The organism is Desulfobacter hydrogenophilus, assembly GCF_004319545.1.
Taxonomy (GTDB): Bacteria; Desulfobacterota; Desulfobacteria; order Desulfobacterales; family Desulfobacteraceae; genus Desulfobacter; species Desulfobacter hydrogenophilus.
This window is the reverse complement of the sequence record NZ_CP036313.1, coordinates 1735205-1761294: the sequence shown is the minus strand read 5'-3', so window position 1 is coordinate 1761294 and position 26090 is coordinate 1735205. Positions and strand designations below refer to the sequence as shown.

At 47.8% G+C, this 26090-nt stretch carries 28 protein-coding genes; 16 read left to right on the top strand and 12 right to left on the bottom strand.

Annotation, left to right across the window (positions count from 1 at the left end; all coding sequences use genetic code 11):
• The first annotated feature begins 313 nt into the window (after positions 1 to 313).
• Positions 314 to 1612 carry a histidinol dehydrogenase gene (gene hisD, locus EYB58_RS07525; RefSeq protein ID WP_111954387.1) on the top strand — a complete coding sequence of 433 codons (1299 nt, stop codon included), beginning with the start codon at positions 314 to 316 and terminating at the stop codon, positions 1610 to 1612.
• Between the two features lie 116 nt (positions 1613 to 1728).
• Here hisD and EYB58_RS07520 read toward each other — a convergent pair whose 3' ends face one another.
• Together EYB58_RS07520 and EYB58_RS07515 are read right to left on the bottom strand one after the other, a co-directional pair.
• Positions 1729 to 3456, bottom strand: a complete 1728-nt coding sequence (locus EYB58_RS07520) for a hybrid sensor histidine kinase/response regulator (protein ID WP_111954385.1) — start codon at positions 3454 to 3456, stop codon at positions 1729 to 1731.
• Between the two features lie 428 nt (positions 3457 to 3884).
• The gene (locus EYB58_RS07515; protein ID WP_111954381.1) at positions 3885 to 5084 is read right to left on the bottom strand and encodes a class I SAM-dependent methyltransferase; all 1200 of its coding nucleotides are present in this window, start codon (positions 5082 to 5084) and stop codon (positions 3885 to 3887) included.
• Between the two features lie 377 nt (positions 5085 to 5461).
• Here EYB58_RS07515 and EYB58_RS07510 point away from each other — a divergent pair, with 377 nt between their 5' ends.
• From EYB58_RS07510 to EYB58_RS07495, 4 genes are all read left to right on the top strand, one after another.
• On the top strand, positions 5462 to 6430 hold the full coding sequence (locus EYB58_RS07510) for a universal stress protein (RefSeq protein ID WP_111954379.1): 969 nt from the start codon (positions 5462 to 5464) through the stop codon (positions 6428 to 6430).
• A 105-nt stretch (positions 6431 to 6535) separates the two neighbouring features.
• Complete coding sequence (locus EYB58_RS07505; RefSeq protein WP_111954377.1) at positions 6536 to 7180, top strand: TetR/AcrR family transcriptional regulator; 645 nt, start codon at positions 6536 to 6538, stop codon at positions 7178 to 7180.
• Positions 7181 to 7429: 249 nt separating this feature from the next.
• Positions 7430 to 8605, top strand: coding sequence for an acetyl-CoA C-acetyltransferase (locus tag EYB58_RS07500; RefSeq protein ID WP_111954564.1), 1176 nt, complete (start codon positions 7430 to 7432; stop codon positions 8603 to 8605).
• 139 nt (positions 8606 to 8744) lie between these two features.
• On the top strand, positions 8745 to 9596 hold the full coding sequence (locus tag EYB58_RS07495; RefSeq protein WP_111954375.1) for a 3-hydroxybutyryl-CoA dehydrogenase: 852 nt from the start codon (positions 8745 to 8747) through the stop codon (positions 9594 to 9596).
• A 61-nt stretch (positions 9597 to 9657) separates the two neighbouring features.
• Here EYB58_RS07495 and EYB58_RS07490 read toward each other — a convergent pair whose 3' ends face one another.
• The 7 genes from EYB58_RS07490 to EYB58_RS07460 all read right to left on the bottom strand — a co-directional run bounded on the left by EYB58_RS07490 (position 9658) and on the right by EYB58_RS07460 (position 15228).
• Positions 9658 to 9897 (bottom strand): YheU family protein, encoded by a 240-nt coding sequence (locus EYB58_RS07490; RefSeq protein WP_111954373.1) that lies wholly within the window; start codon positions 9895 to 9897, stop codon positions 9658 to 9660.
• Complete coding sequence (locus EYB58_RS07485; RefSeq protein ID WP_111954371.1) at positions 9884 to 10153, bottom strand: GIY-YIG nuclease family protein; 270 nt, start codon at positions 10151 to 10153, stop codon at positions 9884 to 9886. Before EYB58_RS07485 ends, EYB58_RS07490 begins: the two co-directional genes overlap by 14 nt.
• 1 nt (position 10154) lies before the next feature.
• On the bottom strand, positions 10155 to 10775 hold the full coding sequence (locus EYB58_RS07480) for a class I SAM-dependent methyltransferase (protein ID WP_111954369.1): 621 nt from the start codon (positions 10773 to 10775) through the stop codon (positions 10155 to 10157).
• A gap of 13 nt (positions 10776 to 10788) precedes the next feature.
• Positions 10789 to 10974: a FeoB-associated Cys-rich membrane protein gene (locus EYB58_RS07475; protein WP_111954367.1), complete on the bottom strand. Its 186-nt coding sequence runs from the start codon at positions 10972 to 10974 to the stop codon at positions 10789 to 10791.
• A gap of 49 nt (positions 10975 to 11023) precedes the next feature.
• Entirely contained in the window at positions 11024 to 13231 is a 2208-nt protein-coding gene (feoB, locus tag EYB58_RS07470) for a ferrous iron transport protein B (protein ID WP_111954365.1), read from the bottom strand.
• A 1-nt stretch (position 13232) separates the two neighbouring features.
• Entirely contained in the window at positions 13233 to 13466 is a 234-nt protein-coding gene (locus EYB58_RS07465; RefSeq protein WP_020588331.1) for a FeoA family protein, read from the bottom strand.
• A 244-nt stretch (positions 13467 to 13710) separates the two neighbouring features.
• Positions 13711 to 15228: an AMP-binding protein gene (locus EYB58_RS07460; protein WP_111954363.1), complete on the bottom strand. Its 1518-nt coding sequence runs from the start codon at positions 15226 to 15228 to the stop codon at positions 13711 to 13713.
• Between the two features lie 253 nt (positions 15229 to 15481).
• Between EYB58_RS07460 and EYB58_RS07455 the strand changes: the two genes are divergently transcribed.
• On the top strand, positions 15482 to 15718 hold the full coding sequence (locus EYB58_RS07455; protein WP_207309141.1) for a hypothetical protein: 237 nt from the start codon (positions 15482 to 15484) through the stop codon (positions 15716 to 15718).
• A gap of 227 nt (positions 15719 to 15945) precedes the next feature.
• Here the strand turns inward: EYB58_RS07455 and arsB are convergent, their stop codons facing one another.
• The 3 genes from arsB to EYB58_RS07440 are packed head-to-tail and all read right to left on the bottom strand — an operon-like array spanning position 15946 to position 17998.
• Positions 15946 to 17124: an ACR3 family arsenite efflux transporter gene (gene arsB, locus EYB58_RS07450; RefSeq protein ID WP_111954361.1), complete on the bottom strand. Its 1179-nt coding sequence runs from the start codon at positions 17122 to 17124 to the stop codon at positions 15946 to 15948.
• Between the two features lie 20 nt (positions 17125 to 17144).
• Positions 17145 to 17603: an arsenate reductase ArsC gene (locus EYB58_RS07445; RefSeq protein ID WP_423201851.1), complete on the bottom strand. Its 459-nt coding sequence runs from the start codon at positions 17601 to 17603 to the stop codon at positions 17145 to 17147.
• On the bottom strand, positions 17600 to 17998 hold the full coding sequence (locus EYB58_RS07440) for an ArsR/SmtB family transcription factor (protein ID WP_163354307.1): 399 nt from the start codon (positions 17996 to 17998) through the stop codon (positions 17600 to 17602). The genes EYB58_RS07445 and EYB58_RS07440 overlap by 4 nt, the downstream gene beginning before the upstream one ends.
• 186 nt (positions 17999 to 18184) lie before the next feature.
• Here EYB58_RS07440 and EYB58_RS07435 point away from each other — a divergent pair, with 186 nt between their 5' ends.
• From EYB58_RS07435 to EYB58_RS07390, 10 genes are all read left to right on the top strand, one after another.
• Positions 18185 to 19357, top strand: a complete 1173-nt coding sequence (locus EYB58_RS07435) for a permease (protein ID WP_111954357.1) — start codon at positions 18185 to 18187, stop codon at positions 19355 to 19357.
• 261 nt (positions 19358 to 19618) lie between these two features.
• The gene (locus tag EYB58_RS07430) at positions 19619 to 19978 is read left to right on the top strand and encodes an ArsR/SmtB family transcription factor (RefSeq protein ID WP_111954355.1); all 360 of its coding nucleotides are present in this window, start codon (positions 19619 to 19621) and stop codon (positions 19976 to 19978) included.
• 10 nt (positions 19979 to 19988) lie between these two features.
• The gene (locus EYB58_RS07425; RefSeq protein WP_111954353.1) at positions 19989 to 20222 is read left to right on the top strand and encodes a thioredoxin family protein; all 234 of its coding nucleotides are present in this window, start codon (positions 19989 to 19991) and stop codon (positions 20220 to 20222) included.
• A 10-nt stretch (positions 20223 to 20232) separates the two neighbouring features.
• Entirely contained in the window at positions 20233 to 20730 is a 498-nt protein-coding gene (locus EYB58_RS24415; protein WP_278186389.1) for a thioredoxin family protein, read from the top strand.
• Between the two features lie 3 nt (positions 20731 to 20733).
• Positions 20734 to 21438 (top strand): cytochrome c biogenesis CcdA family protein, encoded by a 705-nt coding sequence (locus EYB58_RS07415; RefSeq protein ID WP_111954351.1) that lies wholly within the window; start codon positions 20734 to 20736, stop codon positions 21436 to 21438.
• A 146-nt stretch (positions 21439 to 21584) separates the two neighbouring features.
• Entirely contained in the window at positions 21585 to 21959 is a 375-nt protein-coding gene (locus EYB58_RS07410; RefSeq protein ID WP_111954349.1) for a rhodanese-like domain-containing protein, read from the top strand.
• A gap of 78 nt (positions 21960 to 22037) precedes the next feature.
• Positions 22038 to 22787, top strand: a complete 750-nt coding sequence (locus EYB58_RS07405; RefSeq protein ID WP_111954347.1) for a sulfite exporter TauE/SafE family protein — start codon at positions 22038 to 22040, stop codon at positions 22785 to 22787.
• 186 nt (positions 22788 to 22973) lie between these two features.
• Positions 22974 to 24038: a branched-chain amino acid aminotransferase gene (locus EYB58_RS07400; RefSeq protein ID WP_111954345.1), complete on the top strand. Its 1065-nt coding sequence runs from the start codon at positions 22974 to 22976 to the stop codon at positions 24036 to 24038.
• 148 nt (positions 24039 to 24186) lie between these two features.
• Positions 24187 to 24732: a helix-turn-helix domain-containing protein gene (locus EYB58_RS07395; protein WP_111954343.1), complete on the top strand. Its 546-nt coding sequence runs from the start codon at positions 24187 to 24189 to the stop codon at positions 24730 to 24732.
• Between the two features lie 27 nt (positions 24733 to 24759).
• Positions 24760 to 25914 (top strand): acyl-CoA dehydrogenase, encoded by a 1155-nt coding sequence (locus tag EYB58_RS07390; RefSeq protein WP_111954341.1) that lies wholly within the window; start codon positions 24760 to 24762, stop codon positions 25912 to 25914.
• Positions 25915 to 26090: the final 176 nt, after the last annotated feature.

Genomic DNA, 26090 nt, shown 5'->3' with positions numbered 1-26090 from the left:
AGTTTACGCACAGGACCGCAAGGTGCACTGCCGGGACATTTTTGTCAACCGCACAATGGTATAATAAAGGCCGCTGGTGTCAATGGGAAAATTAACTTAACATAACAGCAAGTTAATTTTATTTTAGCCATAGACCAGAAACCATATCCCGGTCCTGTTTCAATATTTTTTAAACCCATTGGACTTGACATTGGTTTTCTGTGTTAAAAATTGATATATATATTATTTTTTTTATCAAGCGGCCCTATTCTTTTATTTTGAAATATGGAAACAGCTTTTTGGCCGAAAATAAACATAAGTTAAAGAGACAACCATGAAAATATTTAATTACCCGTCCCCGGAAGCGGAAAAAAGGGTCCAGGATACCATAGACAGAGGCTTAGGGTTTTCCAGGGAAGACCAGGAGAATGTCCAGGCATTTTTAGATGATGTTAAAAAAAGAGGTGATGAGGCACTCATCGAATACACCAACAAGTTTGACTCCCCGGCTGTTACCTTGGATACCTTTAAGGTGACGGAACAGGAGTTTGAAGATGCCCTGGAGCAGATGACCCCGCAGTTTTTAAAGGCCCTTGACCGGGCCGTCGAACAGCTCACCACTTTTCACAGCCGACAAAGGGAAAATTCATGGATGGACACCCCCAGAAACGGAGTGATGGTGGGTCAGATGGTCCGACCTGTGGCTGCGGCAGGTATCTATGCCCCCGGGGCCAAGGGCGGTAAAACCCCCTTAGTCTCGTCTGTGCTCATGGGAGGAATTCCGGCCAAGGTGGCGGGTGTAAAATCAATCTCTTTGATGACCCCGCCCATGGCTAACGGAAAAATCAATCCCCACCTTCTTGCGGCAGCCCGGGCCGTGGGCATTGATTCTGTGTTCAAAGCAGGTTCTGCCTGGGCCATTGGCGCATTGGCTTACGGAACGGCCCAGGTGCCCAAGGTTGATGTGATTGTGGGTCCGGGAAATATTTATGTCGCCCTTGCCAAGAAAATTGTTTCCGGAACCGTTGGTATCGATATGATTGCAGGTCCCAGCGAAATTCTGATCATTGCAGATAAAACCGCAGACCCGGAATGCATTGCCGCAGACTTGCTTTCCCAGGCCGAGCATGATGTGCTGGCATCGGCTGTACTGGTGACCGATTCCCAAGATCTGGCGCAAAAAGTCTCTACCGCACTTGAACCCCAGCTAAATGCCCTGACCCGCAAGGATATTGCCGGACCGGCCATCAATAATTTTGGCGCCATTCTGGTGGTACCCGATATTGATACGGCCATCGACTTGTCCAACCGCCTGGCACCGGAACACCTTGAAATCATCGTGGAGTCGCCTTTTGATTATATTGACAGAATTCAAAATGCAGGGGCCCTGTTCCTGGGACCGTACACCCCCGAACCCATGGGCGACTATATTGCAGGCCCCAACCATGTGCTGCCCACAGCAGGAACGGCCCGGTTTTCATCTGCCTTGAGCGTTTCCCATTTTACCAAGAAAACCAGCCTGATCCATTATTCCAAAGCCGCCTTTGAAAAGGAAGCAGATGATGTGATCACCCTGGCCCGGACCGAAGCCCTGGATGCCCATGCCAATTCAGTAAAAATCCGGCGGAAATAACAAACCTTTTGTTTCCTGTATTGTTATGAAAGTCCCAATCAGTTGTTAAGGGACTTTCATGTTTTGTTGTGGGTTGGACCTGGATATCAATAGCCCAGCTCACCCCCATGGCTGTTTTACAGATTTTCAAGAGCCTGTTTCAGCGCCATGATGGAAAAGGGCTTGGATAGTGCCGCAGAAAATCCGAAAAAAGCATAGTTTTCCATGACCGCATCATTGGGATAACCAGAAGCCACAATACCCTTAATTCCAGGATTCAGTGCCAGCAGCTTTTCCATGGTCTCTTCGCCTCCCATGCCATGCTTCACTTCAAGGTCAAGGATCACCTTGCCGATAATTTTACCTTCCACAAGACAGGCCTGATATTTTTCCACCGCCTCTTCACCGGATTTTGCAAGGACAGGCTCGTAACCCAGCTGGGTAAGAATTATTTCCGTGATTTCCAGAATCATGGCGTCGTCATCCATACACAGGACAAGGGGTTTTCGGGTTGCCACCCTGGCAGGTCGTACTGCCTTGGCTTCCACCGCTTTGGGCTTAAGGTTTTCTTTGGCTGTATCTTTTGGGAAAATGGGCAGAATGATATCCACACAAGTGCCCTGCCCCAGGGTGGAGCGAATCTGGATATTGCCCTGGTGGTTTTTCACAATGGCCCAGACAATGGAAAGTCCGAGCCCGGTTCCCCGATTCCCCCCTTTAGGTTTGGTGGAAAAATAGGGATTAAAAATTTTTTCTAAATGATCCGACTTGATTCCTCTGCCCTGGTCTGTGATTGATATGACAATCATACCTTTTCTTTTGGGATAAAGTTGTGCTGTTATCTTTACCGGATATTTATTGTCCATGGCTTCTGATGCATTGATGATAACATTCTTCAGCGCTTCATTGAGGGCTTCGCTGTCAGCTTCGATGACAGGAGGCAGGTCAAAGACCTCAAGCCGGGACAAAATATTTTTTTCCTGTTTCAGTTGATCAAGGGTGACGGTAATAAATCCTGTCAGGTTAATGTGGTTTTTAATGCCCACGGTACTGCTGCTTGAAAAAATTACAAATTTAGAAGCCAAATTTTTTGCCTGGAGAACCGATTGTTCTGCGTCATCCAGGTATCCTCTGATGGTCCCGCTTACCGCTGCCATCTGTGCCAGATTGATATTACCAAGCGTGACGGAGAGGGTGTTATTAAAATCATGGGCAATGCCGCCTGCCAATGTGGCAATGGCTTCAAGCTTCTGACTACGGATCAGGCGCTCTTTGGCTTTGCTGAGCTCATTCTCCGTCTGCTTTTTTTTAATAGCCGTGGCAATGGTGTCCGAAACAAAACTGAGCAGTTCCACATGCCCTTCATTGTATTTGACGGCATTGGTATAACTTTTTACCGCCATCACGCCGATCACTTCGCCCTTGACCATCAACGGAATACCCAGCCAATTTTTAGGCAGTCGCCCCATAACCCTGCCTTTGGCTCCAAGATCCATAAGCTGGTGTTCATCCAGAAGTAACGGCGCTTTGTTTATAATTACATCACCGGTCAACGAAGGCTTTACAGAAAAATTGTATATCCACTCAGGAGAAAAATCTGACTGCGCGTCCCTGCGAAATACGTACTGTATGGCTTTTTGCTCTTTATGATAAATGGCTATAAAAAAATTGGGGATATCCATAAGACCCGAGACCCGTTTGTATATGGAGGCATACAGATCCGCAAGGGAACCGCAGGTGGTCAAATCGGAGGCAATATAAAACAGCGTTCTATTGATCAATTCTGCCCGGCGGGCGCCCTGGATGGAGGTTTCCAGTCGTTTGATCTGTTGCTCAAGCATTTCGTAACTGGGTTTATCGCTCATTTAAGTCTTACCTGTAATACAATGTACTTCTTGCATGAAAAGACGGCGCAATAAGGTGCCGGATAGTATCTCAGGTGTAATATATGCAACATCTGTAAGGATACTATTGCCCTTTTATCTTCCGGAATACCCCAACGTTAAAGAATTCTTTGCCCCGGACCATGGTTACAGGCCCTTTTGAACACGACGTGGAAGCAAGTATATTATATGATTTTAACAAAAGCATCAAGTCATTGGAAATCCCCAAATCCAGGACCGACACAAAGAGTATCTCTAAGTCCCCTATGGTTTCGACATGGCAGCCGTTCGCCCAAGCATCACCGCCTGCAAAGAATCGGGCCATTGCCGCATTCAGTGGCTTTGAGTTCACGCGCCTTAAATACAAATAAAAATTCGGCGCAAAATTTGTGGTATCTTTTCAAAATCCCTTAAATTACGGTCCCGGCAACGGCATAAATCGGATCGGACATATGGGTTTTATTGATATGCGGATCGTCAAAGGGCCGTGGATATCCCCGGACCGACCGGGTTTCAAAATCGTTAAAACAACCGGATGCGGCAAAGTATGCCATCACCAGTCCAACCCGCTCAAACTCATGAAGATTTTCCCAGAGGGAAATGCTCTTTTCCGGGAACCACCGATTGGAAAAAGAGACAATAAACCGGCCGCCTGGTTTCAGAACCCGGGCCACTTCTTTAAACACAGCCACAGGACTGGTCAGGTATTCCACGGACAAAGAACAAATGGCATGGTCAAACGCAGCATCTTCGTATGGCAGCACAGGAGATTCATTGAGATCATGGACCAAAAAATCCGTCAGACAAGGGTTTTTATCCATCTCATGAGGGTTCATGCCTAAACCGGATACCTTTGAAAATCTGGTCCTGTCCGGCAAATGGGACTGCCAGCCTGCCATCAGATCCAAAACAGCATCATGATCGCCAAAAAAATCTTGATAAATTCCAACTAAATTTTCATGAGCTTGGTCGTCAAGATGACCAAGCAGCCGATCTACCGAATAAAAATCTACATCCCGGCCAGGGTCTTTGCGCTCAAAAGTCAGCGCATCCATGGCACAGACAAAACCGTTAAAAACAGCGGCCTGAATCCCCGGCCCGTCAAGGGCCATTTCCAGCCAGTCCGTAGATGCTCCGCCCCGCTCCCGGGAGCGGATACGGGAATCTAAAAGACAAAATTCAAGGTCCAGTTCTTTCAGGCTGAGAGGATGGTTCAAATCCGCGGTCAGATGGGTCTCATTTATCCCGGCTACCCGGAAGGGAATAAAATTTCCTTTAAAAATGCCGGGCACCCCTTTTAAAATCTGGCGTGGATAAAAGCGATTGGGAACGACAATGAGTTTATCATCCAGGTCCACCCGGCTTAACGGCAAAGAAAAAACTTTATTTTCTGAATAAGGCGGTACCAGGCGGCCTTCCGCGACATGAACCCTGAAGGTATTTGAATCGTGCAATGCGTCACACGCTGTTTTCATCAAGGTTCCGGGAAAAACATCCCGGTAAAAATTAAAATTTTTAGCAAAATAATATTCCTGATGAAAATAGCCCTGATCCTTCCAGGCAACCTTAATCATCAAATCCGCCAAAGAGCTGGGGTTAAAATCGGTCATATTTCTTTCCCCTTATACATAGTGGTTCCGCCCCCTCGACCATAAACTTTAATTTATAAAAATAGGCAAGTCCACAATTTTTTACCTCCGGATGGTGACAGGTGTCTTTTTCATAACTTGAATTTGATTAAAACAATGTGTTAATTTATTGCTAATAAACATTTCATTTTGATTTTTAATCGGCAATCTGAAAATCCATTCCGTTGCCTATACAACCATATATGAAGGTGCTACAATCTATAAAAAAGTTGTCCATGAATTTAAAACATTTTTTTTACCTCAACGGGCGCTAATCGTATTACAAAGACAAAGGATTAATCCGTTCTGGTCATGGACACAAAAAAATGTATACGTCTCTATAAATTCAGGAGTAGACAATGAACCGGTTCAACCACATTATGGCGTGTATTGACCTGTCAGATTACTCATCCATGACCCTGGGCTATGCCCTGGGGCTGGCCGGACAGGCAGATATCAAAGTCACCATTTGTTCCATTGTCCCGTTGCGCGAGGTTAATCCGGTGTATATGGCCGGAATGATGTACCCCTGCAGGGAGGACACCAAGGAGTACTTGGAGGAACTTAAACAACACAGGATTGCCCAGATCAGGGACCTGATCCGGACACATTATCCTAAATTCGACGGCAAAACCGATGTCCGTATCAAAATGGGATATCCTGCCGAAGAGATCCTCAGCATGATTGATGAGGTCGATCCTGACCTTGTGGTCATGGCCAACAAAGGGCGTTCCAATCTGTCCAGTTTCATGTTCGGCAGTGCAGCGGAATTTGTATTCCGTCACTGCAAAAAGGCGTTGTTCAGTGTCAGGGACAAACATATCTTTAAGCGAATGTACTCAGGCAACGAACAGCCGGAACCCGGAGAACTGCAAAACATTATAGCAGCGGTGGACTTTTCGCCCTGGACCGAACATATTCTGGCCCGGGCGGGATGGATTGCAAAAACAACAGGGGCAAAGCTTCATGTGGTCCATTGCATCGGCACCAAGGAACTTGCCTGGATTAAATCCCATTATATCCCTGAAAACACCTTTTCTGAAGAACAATTTTTACCCAAGGCCAAACAACGGCGAAGGGACCGGCTTGAGGATCAAATAAAGGCGGCAGGCATTGGGGATTTGCCAGGGATTGATATCACCATTGTTTCGGGAGACCCTTGTGAGCAGATCCTTTCTGCCACAAAAGATCTCAGGGCAGACGCCCTGGTTCTAGGCCCCTTAGGTCACAGTCGCTCGGTCAAATTTGTTTTGGGCAGCACCATTGAGAAAATTTTCCGTCACAGCCCGGTACCGGTATTACGTCTGAGCCCTGATATCTGCATTTAAGGCTCATCCATCAATGACGCATACCCCATAATATTCCCTCCCGGGGACACGGTTGGTCCGGCCCCGGGAGGATTTGAATATTTTTGGTCATCTTAAGGAGCACCCATGGCCCGGCAAAAGGCGCACCCTGCATCCGGTGCAGAGGTGCCAACTCAAATAAAAAATGAGAAGCTTGTCCGTGAACGACGTCAGCAGATCATTGATGCCACGGTCAATCTGTCCATCGAACATGGTTACCACAATACCACTACACGGATGATTGCCAAGGCTGCCGGCTTTTCCATCGGCTCTTTATATGAGTATATCAGCTCCAAGGAAGATCTTTTGTATCTGGTGTGCAGCGCCATCCACGAGGAGGTACAGAATGCAGTAGAAGAGGCCCTGTCCGGTGGGGTCTGCGAAAAGGCACAACTGGCTGCAGCCATTCGCCAGTATTTTATTGTGTGTGATAAAATGGCGGATCATGTTCTGCTCATGTACCAGGTCACCCAATTTCTGCCGGATAAATGGAAAAAAAGGATTTTGGAAACCGAACTGGATATTTCCAATACATTTGTTACGGCTCTGACCCGGCTGTCCGGAAAAAATGAGTTCCCCTACCTGGATGAAAAAACATGCAGTCTGGTAGGGCACAACATTTCAGTGCTCGGTCATATGTGGGCCTTTCGGCGGTGGTATCTTAAAAAAAATTTTACTATAGACCAGTACATTTCCACCCAGACAGACTTTATTTTGGGTCTTATTTACTAAAAGGACTGACCTTCGCGAGGTCTCTCTCCCTATCCTCGGGCCTTTTCCGGCACTGCCAAAAAAATCCAATTGAAGCATATCCGGACCATCCTGCAGGGGCTTTGCGCCTGCCTTTTATGAAGTGGGTGGAAAATATCAACGAAATATGTAATACAGAACTAACTTAAAAAAGATCGTGAAGCATAGGCTCATAGGATGCCTGGAGTTTTGGCCCAAGAAAAACAGGGTAAAGAAATAAAGGAGCGTAAAATGAATAAAGCAGTAATCGTCAGTGCCACCCGAACCCCTTTAGGCAGTTTTGGCGGTTCATTAAGCGGCATCGGGGCCACAACACTTGGGGGCCTTGTAATCAGGGAAGCAATCCGACGTGCTGATATCGAGGATGCCGTGGTGGATGAATGCATCATGGGTATGGTTCTGCCCTGCGGGTACGGCCAGAATCCGGGAAAACAGGCGGTGGTTAAGTCGGGTCTGCCCTGGGAAGTGGAAGCTATTACCATAAACAAAGTGTGCGGATCATCGCTTAAAGCCGTTATGCTGGCCGCCCAGGCCATCCAGTGCGGCGATGCTGATGTGGTGGTGGCCGGCGGCATGGAGACCATGAGCATGGCGCCCTATTATATGGACAAGGCCAGATGGGGGCATCGCATGGGGCCGGGCCGCATTGACGACCATATGGTCCATGACGGTCTGTGGGACGTTGTCAATGATTTTCACATGGGCATGTCCAATGAGCTTTGCTCCGAGCGCTGGGATGTAACGCGTGAGGACCAGGATCGATTTGCGGCCCAGTCCTATGAAAGAGCCAACAAGGCTGTGGCCCAGGGACGATTTAAAGATGAGATTATGCCCGTTTCAATCCCCCAGAGAAAGGGTGATCCCAAAATTTTTGATACGGACGAATGCCCCAAGGAGACAAGCTTTGAGTTTTTGTCCAAAATGAAGCCTGCTTTTAAAAAAGATGGCGTGGGCACCGCAGGCAATGCCTCCATCATCTCCGATGGCGCAAGCGCCGTGATCGTCATGAGCGAATCAAAAGCAAAGGCGCTGGGCTGCACGATCATGGCTGAAATTGGTGCCCAGGCATCCTATGGTATTGATATGAAATATGTGCTCATGGCACCCATTTACGCCATTCCCAAGGTGTTAAAAAAGCAGGGCATCAGCGTGAATGACGTGGGCCTTTTTGAGATCAACGAAGCCTTTGCCGGCACCTCAACCGGCATTAACAAGGTCCTGGAACTGGACCCGGAAAAAGTGAACGTGAACGGCGGTTCTGTGTCTTTGGGCCATCCCATCGGTGCCTCCGGAACAAGGGTTCTGACCACGCTATTGTATGAAATGGCCAAAAGAGATGTGAAAACCGGTCTTGCTTCGCTGTGTTTGGGTGGCGGGGAGGCGGTGGCACTGGTTGTCAATCGGTAGGTAGTGTTTGAACGGCTCGTTAGAGAAGCTTAAGTGCCTCTAACGAGCCGTTCAAACACGGGTTTTTGTTCAGGCACTAAATAGTGCCTGTCCTAAATAAAAAATTTTTTTCAAGTTGAATGCATAGGAGAACAGGACAATGGAAGTAAAAACCTTTGGTGTTGTTGGTTCCGGTCAGATGGGCAACGGCATTGCCCAGGTAGCTGCTGCGGCAGGGATGAATGTAATCATGAGCGATATTAAAGAAGCGTTCTGCGAAAAAGGTCTTGCGACAATTGCAGGCTCCCTGGATCGTTTATTAAAAAAAGAAAAAATAACCCAGGCTGATAAGGATACCACCCTTGCCAGGATAACCACCACCACGGATTTGAAGGATATGGCCAAAGCTGATTTCGTGGTGGAAGCAGCCGTGGAACGCCAAGACCTGAAATTTCAAATATTCAGAGACCTGGATGAGGCCTGCCCTGGGAACGTGATCCTGGCCAGCAACACCTCATCCATACCCATCGGCAGCATCGCCGCCCAGACCTCCCGGCCGGACAAGGTAATCGGCATGCACTTCATGAACCCTGTACCCATGATGAAACTTGTGGAGGTCATCAAGGGGATTGCCACTTCCAAAGAGACCTTTAACGTGACCTGGGATCTATCTAAAAAATTCGGCAAAGTCCCGGCGGAAGCCAATGATTATCCCGGGTTCATTGCCAACCGGATCCTGATGCCTATGATCAATGAGGCTGTTTTCTGTCTCTACCAGAGCGTCGGCACCAAAGAGGACATTGATACGGTCATGAAGCTTGGTATGGCCCATCCCATGGGGCCGTTGACCCTTGCCGACCTCATTGGCCTGGACACCTGCCTTGCCATCATGGAAACCCTGTATGACGGATTCAAAGACTCAAAATACAGACCCTGCCCGCTGTTGAGAAGATACGTGGAAGCCGGCTGGTTAGGGCGCAAGACCGGCAAAGGATTTTACGATTATAAATAGGGTTTGAACGAAAAAAAATCAAGGAGAAGGCGGGGGATTCTTTATCCCGCCTTTAATATTTCTACTTTACAAATTTCAAGATAGGATCATTGGCCCTGAAGATATTACAGGTTTCCGATTCCGCATCAAAAAGAAGAACGGCGTCTCCGTTTCGAAGCTGATCCATAACCTGGTTTATTTTAGTCTCCAGGGGCACTTCACACTCCCCGTAATCGGTACCGTCACGGGTGACGAACTCTTCAACAACACCGACAAGGGCGTCAGGGCTTAATTGGTCATAGGGTATTTTAACCGCTTTCATTACTGAAATCCCAATCTAATAACGTTTTAATTTTTTTGTCTGTCCGGGTCTTTTTAATCATATATTCTAATTTGTGTGCCTCGGACTTAGACAGCTTATGCCGAACGGCTGCAAGTGTCACCGGGATTCGGGACCGGGTATATTTTGACGCAGTACCCTGATTGTGACTTGCCAGGCGTTTTTCCAGATCATTTGTGACACCGCAATACAAAGAGGAATCGGAACATTTCAATAGATAGGTTGACCAGCTTTCCAATTCATCTCCGTTCTTTTCCCGTCACCATCCAGATGCTGATGACACCCCGGGCGTGCCGGATCTGTTGCTTGATTTTAAAAAATTCTTGGATAACAGGGGGCATACCGCCGTTGTTTACATAGGCTTTAAAATGTCGATAGTGGGTTTTGCCGGCCAGGCGTTCAATCATGGTTGCAGCAATCCTGCTGGTCATCTTGGCCTGATCATCCAGAGAAAAATCAACCAGAATAAGTTGCCCACCAGGCGCCAACAGACGCTTGGCCTCGGCCAGCATATTATTTTGCACATGGGCAGGTTTTTCATGTACGGCAAGGGAAATAATGATGATGTCAAAATTTGCACCCGGCAGTCCTGTGTGCTGGACATCGCACGTCAGCAGCGTGGCAATTTTGTTGCCTTTTCCGGCGACCTTGAGCATGTCCGGGGATACATCCACACCGGTTAAATTGCTGAAACCGGCATCGGCCAATCGTTTCAGCTGATCACCTGTGCCGCAGCACAGATCCAGGATGCGTGCGTCATAGTCCGGGATCAGCCGGATTATATCCTGCCGGATATTTTTCAGGGCAAAATAGAGGATTGGATCGTATATTTTTGCAGTAAACGCGCCTGGGGTATCCATTATTCGTTTCCGGTTATTTTATGACCGGCGGGTCAGTGTCCGAACCCTCTTTGGGGTTGCAGCAGTTCTTCTCCGGGTTGGGCGTACACCCTTCGCATCCGCAACTGCACGAAGACTGTCCTTTAAACGCATTGATCATTCTTTTTATCGTATAAAACAGAGCTATGGCCACAATCAGTCCAACCAGAATATTTCCCATTTCTTCCTCCTTCCCGGGTAGTTTCAGTTTCCCGGGAGCTTGTATTTTTTTAATTAACGAGCAGGGAACCGACCTGGTAGGTCAACACCGACAACACAAAGGCCAGGACGGTATTAAATCCCACTGAAAACGCCGCCCATTTCCATGATCCGGTTTCCCGGGCAATGCATACAACGGTAACAAAACAGGGGGCGTAAAAAATCGTAAAAATCATCAGGGCAAAAGCGGTTACAGGCCCCCATCCAGGGGCTTTGGCAAGCCGTTCTCCCAGGGAGTCTGTGCTTTCAGGGTCCACATCCCCAAGGGAATAAGCAGTTCCCAATGTGGAGACCACCACCTCCTTGGCAGCAAAACCACCCACAAGGGCGATATTGGTCCGCCAGTCAAATCCGGCCAGGTAAGAAATTTTTTCAAGGGCTTTACCCATTCTGCCTGCAACAGAGTTTTCCAGTCTGGTCTGGGCTTGCTGACCGTCAATACCGGCCAGGGCATCCTTTAACTTCCGGGCTTCAGGGGAAAGCTCCGCGGCGTTATCGACGGTTTCAATTTCCTTTAAAACGTCTGCCGTAACTGCATCGGTAATAGCTGTACGCCGGGATTCAAATTGCGCCGTGGTGGTGTCATCCAGCCCGGGAAAGGTCATCATGGCCCAAAGGAGAATGGAGATACCCAGGATGACGGTCCCGGCTTTTTTCATATACTGCCAGGTCCTTTCCCACGTGTGGATCCAAAGGCCCTTAAGCGTGGGAAAACGATAAGGGGGCAGTTCCATGACAAAGGGGGTGGATTCACCCCGAATCACTGTGGTTCTCAACAATTTTGCCACCAGAAGGGCGCCGATCCAGGAAATAAGAGTAAGAAGAACCATGATCATGGCCTGTTTTTTGGGAAAAAAGGCTGCGATCAGCAGGGCATACACCGGCAGTTTGGCACCGCAGTTCATGAACGGCACGGTTAGAAGTGTGGCCAGCCGTTCCCGGGGAGATTTCAGGGTCCGGGCCGCCATAACGCCGGGCACAGCACATCCGCCGGCAATACCCCCGGAAACGATAAATGCCATGACCGAACTGCCGTGAAGCCCAAATATCCGAAATACCCGGTCCAGCATAAAGGCCATTCTGGCCAGGTATCCTGAATCCTCAATAAACGAGATGCCTAAAAACATGAACATAATCAACGGCACAAACCCCATGACACCGCCCACACCATCAATGATTCCGGAGACGATCATGGATTTGAGCAGGCCGTCGGGTAGAACCGCATCCGTCACACCGCTGATCCAGCCAAAAATCCCATCAACCCATTCAACCGGCAAGGCACTGTAGGTAAAGGTAAACTGGTACAGGGCTGCCAGCACCCCCACCATAATCAAGGGTCCTAAAAACCGATTTGTCAGCACCTTATCGATCTGGTCCGAACGCTGGAGCCGGTTACGGTCGTAAGCGAACCGGATCACATTCTGTTTGAGTACGGAGTTGATAAATCCGTATCGCTGATCGGCAATCATACCTTCGGGATGGACGTCAAGGGTCGCAGACATATGGCGCTGGAGTTTTTCCCCAATGTCCATAAGTTTGTCGGCTGTTTCTTGATCTCGGGTGGCACCAAGCTCAAGAATCTGAGTATCGTTTTCAAAATATTTAAGGCCCACCCAGCGAGCGGGATAGATGTCTGTTAAAAAGTGGTTTTCCTCTATAATTTCTTCCATTTCATCCAGGGCTTTGTCAATGTCCTGGCCATAGGAAATAAACAAAGGCGAGGCAGGTTTGTCAATCCCCTTTGCGACCTGCGCCAGCAGCTCTTTTTTGCCTTTGCCTGTCCTTGCCACCATGGGCACCACAGGAATACCCAAAAGCTCGGACAATCTGTCAACATCAATTTCTATGCCTCTTTTTTGAGCCACATCCATCATGTTTAAGGCCAGGCAGACCGGAATGCCCATTTCCATAAACTGCACAGACAGGTAAAGGTTACGTTCCAGGTTTGAGGCATCCACAATATTAACGACCATGTCAGGTTTTTCATTGACCAGATAGTCCCTTGCCACCACCTCTTCCAGGGAATAGGCGGTCAGGGAATAGGTGCCGGGAAGGTCTATGATTTCAAAGGTACCGGCTTCGGAAACGCAGATTCCCTGTTTTTTTTCAACCGTGACCCCGGGGTAGTTGCCCACCTGCTGGCGAGCACCTGTCAATTCGTTGAAAAGGGTTGTTTTCCCCGCGTTTGGATTCCCTGCAAGGGCAATGACGACGCTCATTTTATTCCACCTCCACCTGGATATAATCGGCTTCATTGTTTCTTAAACTCAACGTGAATCCCATAATCCGCAATGCCACCGGATCATAAAGCGGAGCCCGGCCCTGGATGGTGATCTCCTTTCCTGGAACAATACCCATATCCCTTATACGGCGGCCCATTTCGCCTTGCGCTTTGACCGAAGTGATGACCCCGGTTTGATTTCTTTTCATTTGCCTCAGGTTGATAACGGTCATTAAAGGACTCCTTGTTATAATTCGCAATCTATCTTGTGACGCTTTTTAGCATCATTGCGGATAAGTTTTATACAAATAACTTTTATGTTGGTCAATAAAGAAGTAACCATTATTGAACAATAGGGAAGGGAGAATAAAAAATCGTATGGAAAGCAAAATGGCTAAAAAAAGCTGTATGGCACAGTCGTTGGGACAAAAAACTTTGTCGACAAGGACTGTGCCGGGCTTACCTGGTGTATGATATTTATTGCCCGTGGGTATATTTTTCTTTAATTGCAAAACGGTCGATGTCTCCTGCCGCAGTCAGGGGCAACGGATCAACAAACACAATAGATTTTGGTTTCTTAAAACCGGCAATCAGGTTGCCGGTATAGGCGATTAGCTCTTTTTCTTCAACGGTACAGCCAACATTCAGGGAACATACGGCCTTGATGGCCTCTCCAAATTCCGCATCCGGAACCCCGAAGACACATGCCTTGTCTACGGCTTCATGGCTGACAAGAGCCTTTTCCACCTCTGCAGGAAACACGTTTTCCCCGCCGGGTTTGATTAATTCCTTTTCCGGCTTGCGGCCTTTGAAATAAAGGTAGCCGTTTTCATCCAGCTGTCCCATGTCGCCGGTATGGTGCCAGCCGTTTCTGAATGTAAATGAATTCAGCTCGTCGGCATTCCAGTACCCCTTGAACACCAGGGGGCCTTTGACAAGGATTTCTCCGACACTGCCTGCCGGAAGGGCATTATCCAGATCATCAACAACGATCATCCTGACCAGGGGCGAGACTCTGCCCGCTGATCCGGGCGCCTCAAAAATAGGGGAAAACGTAATAAGGCCGGAGGTTTCAGTCTGTCCGTACATGATCCAGAATTTTGACCCTGTAGCGGCTTCCCACTGTTCGGCGGTTTCCGGGTTTTCAAGGCCCGCAACAATTTCAAGGCTGGACAGATCCAGCGGCGTATCCTGGCACTGGATGCATTCCAGAATACGACCCAAAATCGGCGGGAAGGAGCCGAACATCGACACATTCTGTTCCCGGATCAGGTCAAGACTGGATTGAGGGGAAAATTGGTCCATAATCACATTTTTCCCGCCGGCCATGAGCGTGGCAAGCCCGATATTCACCCCCATGATGTGAAACAGGGGTAAAATATTTAAATATGCTTTAGTGTTGTCCAGACCATAGGCATGCACGAGCTGAAGGTTGGCCAGGATAAGGTTTGCCTGGCTGAGCACCGCCCCCCGTGGCTTACCCTGGACGGCTGCGGTGTGAATAATAATGTAGGCAAGGTCCGGGTCTGAATCGTCGGCCAGTCCAATGGCACCCTGGGTGTCAGACGCATAGAGGGTGGAAAAGTCCTCCGCCAGGTTAAAGCTGTGAGCAATGCCGGTTCTGTCCTGAATCAGAGGACCGATTTTATCTTTTATTTCGTTATCATAAATGACCACCTGTGGCGTGGTGTCATCAAGGGCATGGGCCAGTTCATCTTCGCCCAGTCGTCGGTTAATGAGCACAAGACATAGATTTAAGGCGGAAGCCGATGCAAGCAGGTGGAAAAAAGCCGGGTGGTTTTTGGCGATCACGGCCACCCGGGTGCCGGCAGCCAGATTGAGTTTCGCCATGCCGCAGGTCAACCGGCAGGCATCGTCGAACAGCTCTAAATGGCTGCGGGTTTCACCATTATAATACAGAGCGCATCCCGGGCCGTTCATCTGGGTGTTTCTGTGGAAAAAATCAAATACAGTCAGTTGATGGGGCGTGTTCATGAGACAAATCCTTATTCATACAAACAAAATGACAGGCGCAACAAACCGTTGACAGCTTCCCGGACCGACCGGGATCAAAAATTTTATCCCCTTTAACTGTCATGAATTCAAATGCATTGTCAAAAAGATTATTGGCCAAAACAACAATTTCTTTCAGACGTTCGCAGGGCACCGGACAGAGGGTTTCGCCGGACCCGGTCACAGACCGCGATGGCCTTGAAAAACGCCCTTCGCTATATTCCGAAAAATCTTCATGATAGGCTTATTCCTGAATTTTTTAGAAGAACTTCGGACACGGGGCCGGATTTATGGCTACCGCTTTTGTCCCCGGGGGCATATCAAGACAAAGCCCATTCATGACGACAAGGGGAAGTGTGTGGCCGGCAAAGCCGTCCAGGTGATGATCGACAACAATCTTGATTTTAATGTGGCCTACAATACCCAAAACCCCAATAGCGACCAGATCACTATCCCCCACCCCTCTGAATAAGGCCCATAATCGGAATAAAACATTCCAAAATATGATTTAGAATTTTCGTTCGTATTCAAGGCGTGGCAATGGGAGCATATTAAATATATGTACCCATTGACACAACGAAGAAGACGGATGAAAAGGCAAACCATATGGAAGGTTTTGTTTTGAACTTGGGCCTAAACTGTTTGACTGATTCGAACACTCCTGGAAAAGGTACTTCGCCAATATTTAATCTGCGGTCTTTAGTTCTTAAACCAATGTGTTGTTTTTTTACAGAAGCCGACCAACATCAGCATGACCGGTACTTCAATCAGAACACCGACCACGGTGGCAAGAGCCGCTCCGGAAGAAAGCCCAAACAGCATCACGGCAGTTGCAATGGCAACTTCAAAATGATTGGATGTGCCGATCATGGCTACGGGTGCAGCCTCTTCATATCTTAATTTCAGAAATTTGGCAGCAGCATATCCAATGGCAAAAATCAAAATTGTCTGAATGAAAAGCGGAATGGCAATCCAAAGTATGGTCAATGGATTTTCCGTAATGACCTCTCCTTTAAAGCTGAACAAGAGGATAAGGGTCAATAAAAGGGCAGAGATGGTAACCGGGGTCAGGACTCCTAAAAATTTTTCTTTAAACCAGGTTTCACCCTTTGCCTTGATGATCCATTTTCTTGAAAAAAAACCGGCTACAAGCGGCAGGGCTACATAAATGGCTACAGACAATAAAAGGGCCTGCCAGGGAATAGGAAGTTTGCCCACGCCAAGCAGAAAACCGCCGAGTACACCATACAGGACCAGCATCGTAAGAGAATTCAATGCCACCATCACCAGAGTCAGGCCGTCATTTCCCCGGGACAGATAGCCCCACACCAATACCATGGCGGTACAGGGGGCAATTCCCAAAAGAATACAACCGGCAAAATAACTTCGCCACAAGGGAATCTGGAGCATTTTAATGCCGTCCTGCAGGACAACAATTCCGGCACCATGCTGAGCGCCGATGGGTAAATCAAGGCCAAAGGGCATTCTTACAAGATCCATGGCCTCGGCACCAATAAAGGACTTCAAAAGAAACCCCAGAAAAAATAATGCAATGGCATACATGGTAAAAGGCTTGATACACCAATTGATGAACAAGGTCAAAAAGACAGGTTTCCCACTTTTCCCAGCCTTGATCACCGACGCAAAGTCGATTTTCACCATGATGGGGTACATCATGAAGAAGAGGCAAACCGCAATGGGGATGGACACAACCGGCGCACCGCTGATATTGATTGACATCCCGTCTAAGGTTTTGGCAAGATCCGGAGCGATTTTACCCAGAAGAATGCCGCCGATAATACATAACCCAACCCAGACCGTCAGGTAGCGTTCAAAAAGGCTGCTCATTTTGCGGTCATTTTCAGTGCCTGTATTCATTTTTTTTCTCCTCGATTTGACTATACAACTCTGTTACTTATATTTTCAGGCATCTTTTCAACAAATGCCTTGATTTGATCCCTGATTTTTCGATAGCAGTCTAACTGCTTTTCTTCACTTTCCCCCTGTTCCGCAAGTGCTGCGGCCATTTTGGGTGGATCATCAAAACCGACATGGAGAACCTTGCAGCGGGGGGGGAAATAAGGACAGGTTTCATGGGCATTGTCACAGACGGTGATAACGGCATCCAGTTCCATATCCATAAATTCATTGACCAGCTTGGATCGGTGGCCGGAGATATCCACACCGGCTTCAGCCATAACCTTTACGGCATTAGGGTTGAGGCCGTGGGTTTCAACACCGGCCGAAAAAACATCAATGGTGTCTGCCTTTAATTTCCTGGTCCAGCCTTCGGCCATCTGGCTCCGGCAGGAATTACCAGTACAAAGAAATAGTATTTTAAGTTTTTCTCCCATCATGCATTATCCTTTCTTTTTGTGGTGGAGCAGGCATCCCGTTCTCGTTGTTTCCAGCTCAAGGCGTCACAGGGGACCTGCAATATTTGTTGTAATGCTTTCAAATCCTGTTTTACCTGTTCGGATTTTTCGGTTTTATCTTTCACCCAGTCAAGAAGATCAGTTAATGACGAATCTTCCGTATTAATTCGAAAATATATCCATCGGCCCTGCTTACGGTTTTTCAATACTCCGGCATTTACCATCAACTTTAGATGCCTGGAAGCAGTCGCTCCCGTAACCCCCAAAAATTCAGTTATTTGACAGGCACATAGTTCATTATGAACAAAAAGTCCGCTTAAAATTCTTAACCTGTTCTTATCTGATATTGATTTAATTATAGAAAGTGTTGAGTCCATACAAACCATCCAATAATATAATTAGCCATATAGCTAAATGAATGTAATCAGCACCGGATAAGATGTCAATGGAAAAAGTATTTGCGCGATTAACTGAAATTAGATAGACAAAAAAAATTGACACAGGATATTTAAATCTATATATTCAGTTTTAAAGATATTGTTTATAGATAAGGAGAGTTAGTAATGAAGGAAAAAACCAAGTTGTTCTACCTGGTGGCCTTGTATCTCATGGCCTATTTTATCCCCTGGGCCCACCCGGTTGTCAGGCAGTCCGGGCTCGAAGCCTTTATGATGCTTCAGGAATATGCCAGAGAACATGTTCTGACCTGCCTGATTCCGGCATTCTTCATTGCCGGTGCCATTGCCGTATTTGTATCCCAGGCATCGGTGCTGAAGTATTTCGGAAATCAGGCAAAAAAAATATTGTCCTATTCAGTGGCATCTATATCAGGAACCATACTTGCCGTCTGTTCCTGTACCGTGCTGCCGCTTTTTGCCGGAATATACACCCGGGGAGCGGGGATCGGACCCGCCACGGCCTTTTTGTATTCCGGTCCTGCCATCAATGTCCTGGCCATTACCATGACCGCCAAAATCCTGGGCTGGCAGCTGGGTCTTGCCCGGGCTGTGGGAGCTGTCGTTTTTGCAGTGGTGACGGGCTTGTTAATGGCGACCATCTTTAAAAAGGATGATATGAACCGAACCACCGGTAAAATTTATCTGCCGGATGAAGAGGACAAGGGACGAACCCTTTTCCAGGACAGTATCTATATCCTGGTCATGGTTCTGATTCTTGTCTTTGCAGCCTTTGCCAAACCGGCGCCAGGTGCCACGGGGCTCTGGGCGGGCATTTTTGCTGTCAAATGGTACATTACCGCCTTTCTTTTGATCTCCCTGTTCTGGATGCTCAAGGCATGGTTTACAAAAGACGAGTGCGTCTCCTGGATAGATGCGACCTGGGGATTCATGAAACAAATTTTTCCCCTCTTATTTGGCGGTGTGATTGTGGCCGGATTCCTTTTGGGTCGACCGGGCCACCCGGCACTGATCCCCGAGCACTATATCCAGTCCCTTTTAGGAGGCAATTCACTGTGGGCCAATTTATTTGCCTCTGTGGCCGGGGCGTTCATGTACTTTGCCACCTTGACCGAAGTTCCCATTCTCCAAGGGCTTTTAGGCGCAGGTATGGGAAAAGGGCCTGCTCTTGCCCTGCTGCTGGCCGGTCCGGCCCTGTCCTTGCCCAACATGTTGGTTATCGGCGGGATAATGGGTGTTAAAAAGACGGCTGTCTTTTGTACCATCATCGTTGTCCTGTCCACGATTGCCGGCATGATCTACGGCACGGTTTTCGGTTAGGCCCATGATCGGAATAAAACCTTCCAAAATATGGTTTAGAATTTTCATCCGTATTCAAGGCGTGGCAATGGGAGCATATTGAAATATGTGCTCATTGTCACAACGAAGAAGACGGATGAAAAGGCCAACCATATGGGAGGGGTTATTTTGATTATGAGCCTTAGGCCCATGATCGGAATTTCTTTGGTTTAAATGCTTGACATCGACTCGTCATATCATTAGATTCATCTATATCGATATGATAAGCATAAAGGACAATATATGAAACAATTTATCAAAGTCATGAAAGCGCTGTCAGATCCCAACCGGGTCAAAATAATGAAAATGCTCCAATGCCGTCCTCTCTGTGTCTGTGAAATTAAAGAGGCCCTTGAAATAGCCCAATCTACTGCCAGCAAGCATTTGAAAATTCTTGAAGATGCAGAATTAATAAGAGGGTTTAAAGATGGCTTATGGGTAAACTATTCCGTTGCAGACGGAAGTGGTTCTCCCTATGCAGCCAATATGATAGGCAATCTCATCCACTGGTTGGAAGATTCCAGTGAAATTAAACAAATCAAGCAGGTGCTTCCTGGGATTGACCGGTTTGATATTGTGGGAAAACAACAAAAAACAAAATAGGAGTTTAAAAATGGAAATCAAAGTATTGGGACCTGGATGCGCCAAATGCATCAAAACTGAAAAACTGGTACAGGAGGCTATTAAGGAAACAGGGGCGGAGGCAACCGTTGAAAAAGTCACAGATATGATGCAGATAGCTTCATACGGTGTTTTCGGTACTCCCTCAGTCATTGTGGATGGAGAGGTCAAATGCACAGGGAAAGTGCCCAAAAAAGAAGATATTATTTCCTGGCTGAAAAAATAAGGAAGGCATCATGTTAACCCATCGAAATAACAGCCATGGACTGACCTGGTCTATGGACAACCCCCAGGCTCAATCCATAACAAGACATGAAAGTGACTTAACAACTTATTGGAACTTTCATATAAAATTTATTTTTCTCGCGGTAATTTCGGCTTTTCTCTTTGCCCTGCCGGCCCATGCCCAGAATTTTTCTAAAATTCCTGAAAAAGGAACGGTTACCATGATCGACCTTGGGGCAAAAAAATGTATTCCCTGCAAAATGATGGCACCGATTATAGCCAAGCTTGAAAAAGCCTATAGCGGAAAAGCTGACATTGTTTTTATTGATGTCTGGGAAAACCGAGGGCAGGCACGTCGGTTTAAAATCAGCGCCATACCCACCCAGATTTTTTTTAATGAAAAGGGCGAAGAAGTCTGGCGGCATGTGGGTTTCATGGATGAAAAAGCCATCGTGGACCAGATGAAAAAAATGGGCGTGGGAAAACCGGATTTTAAAAATAAGGGATAAGCCATGCTGGATTCTATATTCCTATCGGTGAACCACTGGATGACCGGCGGCATCTGGATCGCTGCAGCCGGATGCTTTTTGTGGGGTGTGATCAGCGTGTTGTTCAGTCCCTGCCATCTGGCTTCCATCCCCTTGATCGTCGGATATGTGGGCGGCCAGGAAAAAATGGTACAGCCCAGGCAGGCCGGCATTTATTCTGTCCTTTTTACAACCGGGCTTTTTATTACCATTGCTTTGATCGGCATCATCTGTGCCCTGCTTGGACGGATGTTGGGAGATGTGGGAAGCTGGTGGCAGGTTCTGGTCGGCATGATCCTGATCTGGGTCGCCCTTGGGATGCTGGGCGTTGAAAAATGCGCGATGCCTGGGGGGCCGTTGCACAAGCTAAATATCAAGGGCAAATTCGGGGCGTTTGTACTCGGCCTTGCCTATGGTGTTTTGTCCGGATCATGCACATTCGGGTTTATTGCCCCGATACTGGCAATTATCACTGTCCAGGAAAAATTAACCGCAGGCATCGTTTTGATTATCCTTTTCGCCGTGGGCCATTGCCTGCCCATCGTTATTGCCGGCAGCTCGACTGCAGCGGTAAAAAAGTTGCTTGAGAACAGCGCATGGAACGGTGCCGGGGCCTGGTTCAGAAAACTTGCCGGAATAACCATAGCCCTTTTGGGCGGATATTTTATCCTCACCCCTTTGTTGAACTGACGGGTTTTTATCCCACCACTCACAAATATCTTAACTTGGTTGAGGGACCTTTCCATTCTGACCCTTACGGTCGCCTTTGTATAGCCGACCGTAGGGCATTTAAATCAACGTACAATCACGACTGCAAATTAAGGAGATAACTTAAGATGAACGATCTGAATGAAATCTTTAAGGAAATGGATTTCCAATTTTTCGGTTCCGGCGAACACGGAATGAGCATCGAAGGGATGCGCAAAGTCCTTGGAAACGATCATTTTTTATTTTTGGATGTGAGAACTAACGAAGAAGTAAATCATCTTTCCTTTCCCTTTGCCTTGCATATCCCCTTGAATGAACTGCCGGACCGACTGGACGAGGTGTCCCGGGACAAATTTATCGTCACCTTCTGCTCCTCGGTATTCAGAGGGGCCATGGCCTACACTTATCTGCTGGCCAACGGGTATGAAGAAGTAAAGGGGCTGACGGCCTCTTCCGAAGATATGGCCATGGCATTCAAGCCAGGTCCTTTGACCAAAATGTAGCCCAATATCCATACCGGCAGGCAGCGGTCACAGCCGCTCTTACCGGTATCTTTTTTCCATTGTAAAGGACAAGCTGAAATGGAATCCCATCTTCTTGTTATTGTTTTTCTTTCATTTGGTTTAAGTTTCATTTTCGCTCTGGGAGGTGTGGGGTCGGCGGTTATTCTCATTCCCGCTTTAGCCTGGATCGGTGTTCCCTTTAACCTGGCCCGGCCAACCGGGCTTTTTGTCAATTGTGTGAGCATGCTCGGGGCCACCTGGCTCAATTTCAGGGAAAAGAAACTGGACGTAAAATTTGGGCTGCCCATCATTGTCTCATCCTTTGTGACGGCCCCGGTGGGCGCATGGGCCGGCCATTTTTTTCCCACCCAGACCCTGCTGTTTATTTTTATCGGCTTTTTATTCTTTTCCGGCTCCATGATGATGTTTTTCAAAGGCTCAAAATACGCGAATCAGTACCGGGAAGACCGTACCGTTGCAGGCCCCCTGGGCGTCGGTGTGCTGGCCGGATTTGTCTCAGGACTTCTTGGTGTTGGCGGGGGCGGTATTATTTCCCCCCTGATGGTGGTCCAGGGATTCAACCCTAAAAGAGTAGCCATGGTGACAGCCTTTTCAGTGCCTTTTTCATCATTTTCAGCCTTTGTCACCTATGCGGCCATGGGATCGGTGTCCGTTAAAATTCTTGTTTTTGCAGGGCTGGCCGCCTGGACCGGTGGATATCTGGGAACCCGGGTGATGCAAAAAAAAATGAAACCCCAAAGCGTTAAACGCTTACTGGGAGGCGTTTTAATACTTATCGGAATCAAATTTCTATGGACCATGGCATAAAATGGGATAACGCTTTAAAATATCTTTGCTTTCAATTTATTATTGTCCTAATATGACATTTTACTAAAAGTATGGGCTGCTTTGCTGTGAGCGGCTTAACCGGCATTGCCTGGAATACATTGGCAAAAAATAAAAACAGGTCGGCCGGTTGAATGACAGTTAACACCAATTGAGAACGGAGGCGCAATGGAGGTTAAAGTTACCCGGGTATCTGAACCAGGAACCCGGCCCAAGGATAAAGACCTGGGATTTGGTACGGTGTTTACCGACCATATGTTTGTCATGGATTATGAGAAGGGCAAGGGATGGGTCAATGCCCGCATTGAACCCTACGGCAATTTTTCCATGTCGCCGGCAAGCATGGTGCTGCATTACGGGCAGGCGGTATTTGAAGGCCTGAAAGCCTATAAGACAGCAGATGGAAAAATTCAACTCTACAGGGCCCGTGATAATTTTGCCCGTATGAACAGTTCCTGCCAGGGCCTTTGCATTCCTGAAATCAATATCGATTTTGTCATGGATGCGCTGAAACAACTGCTCAAAATTGAAGAAGCCTGGATTCCCGAATCCGAAGGAACCTCTTTGTACATCCGGCCCACCATCGTGGCCACAGATCCGTTCCTTGGTGTCAGGGCATCCTATACATACAAGTTTTTTATCATTCTTAGTCCTGTGGGATCATACTATGCCCAGGGGCTTCAGCCCGTCAAAATCTGGGTATGCGAAGACCATGTCCGGGCCGTACGCGGCGGTGTCGGCGAATACAAAACCCCGGGGAACTATGCAGCCAGTCTTCTGGCCGGGGAAAAGGCCAAAAAAGAAGGATATAATCAGGTTCTGTGGCTGGATGGTATAGAGCTCAAATATATTGAAGAAGTCGGGGCCATGAATATTTTCTTTCTTATTAATGACGAACTGATTACCCCAATGCTGAACAACAGCATTCTTCCCGGCATTACCCGCTTTTCAGTCATTGATCTGGCCAAAAAATGGGGTATCAAGGTCAGTGAGCGCAAGCTCAGCATTGATGAGGTCATTGCCGCTGCCGACAATGGCACTTTGCAGGAAATGTTCGGCTCCGGAACCGCTGCTGTTGTTTCCCCTGTGGGAGAGATCCGTTATAAAGACCGGATCATTAATATCGGTGATGGTAAGCCCGGTGACACATGCATGAAATTTTATAATGCCCTGACCGCGATTCAGTACGGAAAAGCCGAAGATACCGAAGGCTGGATTGAAGTTGTAGAGTAAATGAACGTTGTGTCTTTTTTAGTCCATCGGCGCTGAACGAGCGCTCAGTCAAAGATGGCGTGTCAACGACCCCTCCTGAATCACAGATTCAGAAGGGGCTTGCAAAAGCCCACGGTGAGTTGATCACCCTCAAACTATTGGAGATCGTATGGCTAAAAATAAGGAAATCACCCATGTCGGCGTCCGGATCAAACGCGTCAGGTTGGACAAAAAAATCAGCCTGGATGCTATGGCCAATGAAACCGGGCTATCAAAAGAATTTATCAAAAAAATTGAGAGCGGAGAGCAGCGCCCTTCAGTGGGCACGCTGCTCCAGCTCTCACGCACCCTTCAACTGGAGTCCGGCTTCTTGCTCAAGGAGCCGGATGATTCCGTGGAAGCCAGGGCAGATGCCTATACCAAGCGAACGGATCATTATGCGTATACGCCATTATCCCCTGGGGCTGAAAACAACCATTTAAAGGCATTCCGCATCGTCGTAGAAACAGGCGGCAGCCATGAAGGGGTTGGGTTTCAGCACGAGGGCGAAGAGTTTGCCTATGTGCTGGCCGGAGAAGTTGAAATCCAGGTAGGGGATCATATCAATACCTTGAAAACAGGAGAATCCCTTCACTTCAATTCAGGTATCAAGCATGACCTGCGCAATATCGGTGATAACGATGCCGAACTGATTGTGGTGGTCTATGCACCCTGAAGCTGTGTTTTTGAAAAAGGAGATACCATGTTATTCAAGTTAACGGATGAACAGGTGATGATCCAGAATATGGTGCGTGAATTTTCACGCAAAGTCATTGCCCCCACGGCTGCTGAACGGGATAAAACCAAAGCGTTCCCCACAGAAAATTTCAAACAGATGGGGGAGCTTGGGCTGATGGGTATGATGGTACCCGAAGAGTTTGGTGGGGAAGCCGCAGATGCTGTTTCCTACGTGCTGGCCCTTTCCGAGATCGCATATTCCTGTGCATCCACCTCCGTGGTGATGTCGGTCCAGAACTCTATCGTGTGCGAATCCCTCAATAAATTCGGCACAAAAAAACAAAAGCAGGAATTTCTCGTGCCCCTGGCCTCCGGAGAGATCATCGGGGCATTTGCCCTGACCGAACCCGATGCGGGGTCTGATCCGGTGAGTCAGGCCACCACAGCCGTGAAGGACGGCGATGACTACGTGATTAACGGCACCAAGCGTTTTATCACGTCCGGAGAAAACAGTGCTGTGGTCCTTGTTACGGCCAAAACGGACGAAACCCAGGGACATAAAGGCATATCCTGTTTTATTGTACCCAAGACAACACCCGGTCTCGTGGTGGGACATCATGAAGACAAGATGGGGCTGCGGGCATCGGACACCACGGATCTGATTTTTGAAAATTGCCGGGTGCCGGCCGACAATATCCTGGGCAAGGAAGGGGATGGGTTTAAGATCGCCATGTCCGGCCTGGACAGCGGCAGGATTGGGATTGCAGCCCAGTCCATTGGCGTGGCCCAGGCCGCCTTTGATGCCGCAATAAAATATGCCCGGGGACGCAAGCAGTTCGGAGTGGCCATCACCAAACACCAGGCCATTCGTTTTCAGGTTGCGGATATGGCCACAAAGATAGAGGCTGCCCGGCAGTTGATTCTATCTGCAGCCTCCATGAAGGACCGAGGGGAAAAATTTACCCGGGAAGCCTCCATGGCAAAACTATTTGCCTCTGAAATGGTGCAGGAAATAACGGCATGGGCCATTCAGATCCACGGGGGATACGGGTTTACCACAGATTACGCGGTAGAACGCTTTTACAGGGACGCCCGGGTATTTACCATCTACGAAGGCACCAGTGAAATTCAGCGTATTGTCATTTCAAATGCAGTGCTCAAGGATAAGCGCAAACTATAATTAAAACTGCAATGGACTATTACAGTTATCCAATTATGGTCTTAGCACTATAGCGACACTTCCAAAATCACCCCATCGATGGAGCATTTTATAGCTCTAAATCAGATAGAATGTGGTGAGTTCCCCCTTTTGGGGGATGTAAAAAAAGGCTACCGACATAATGCGGGACAGTTTGA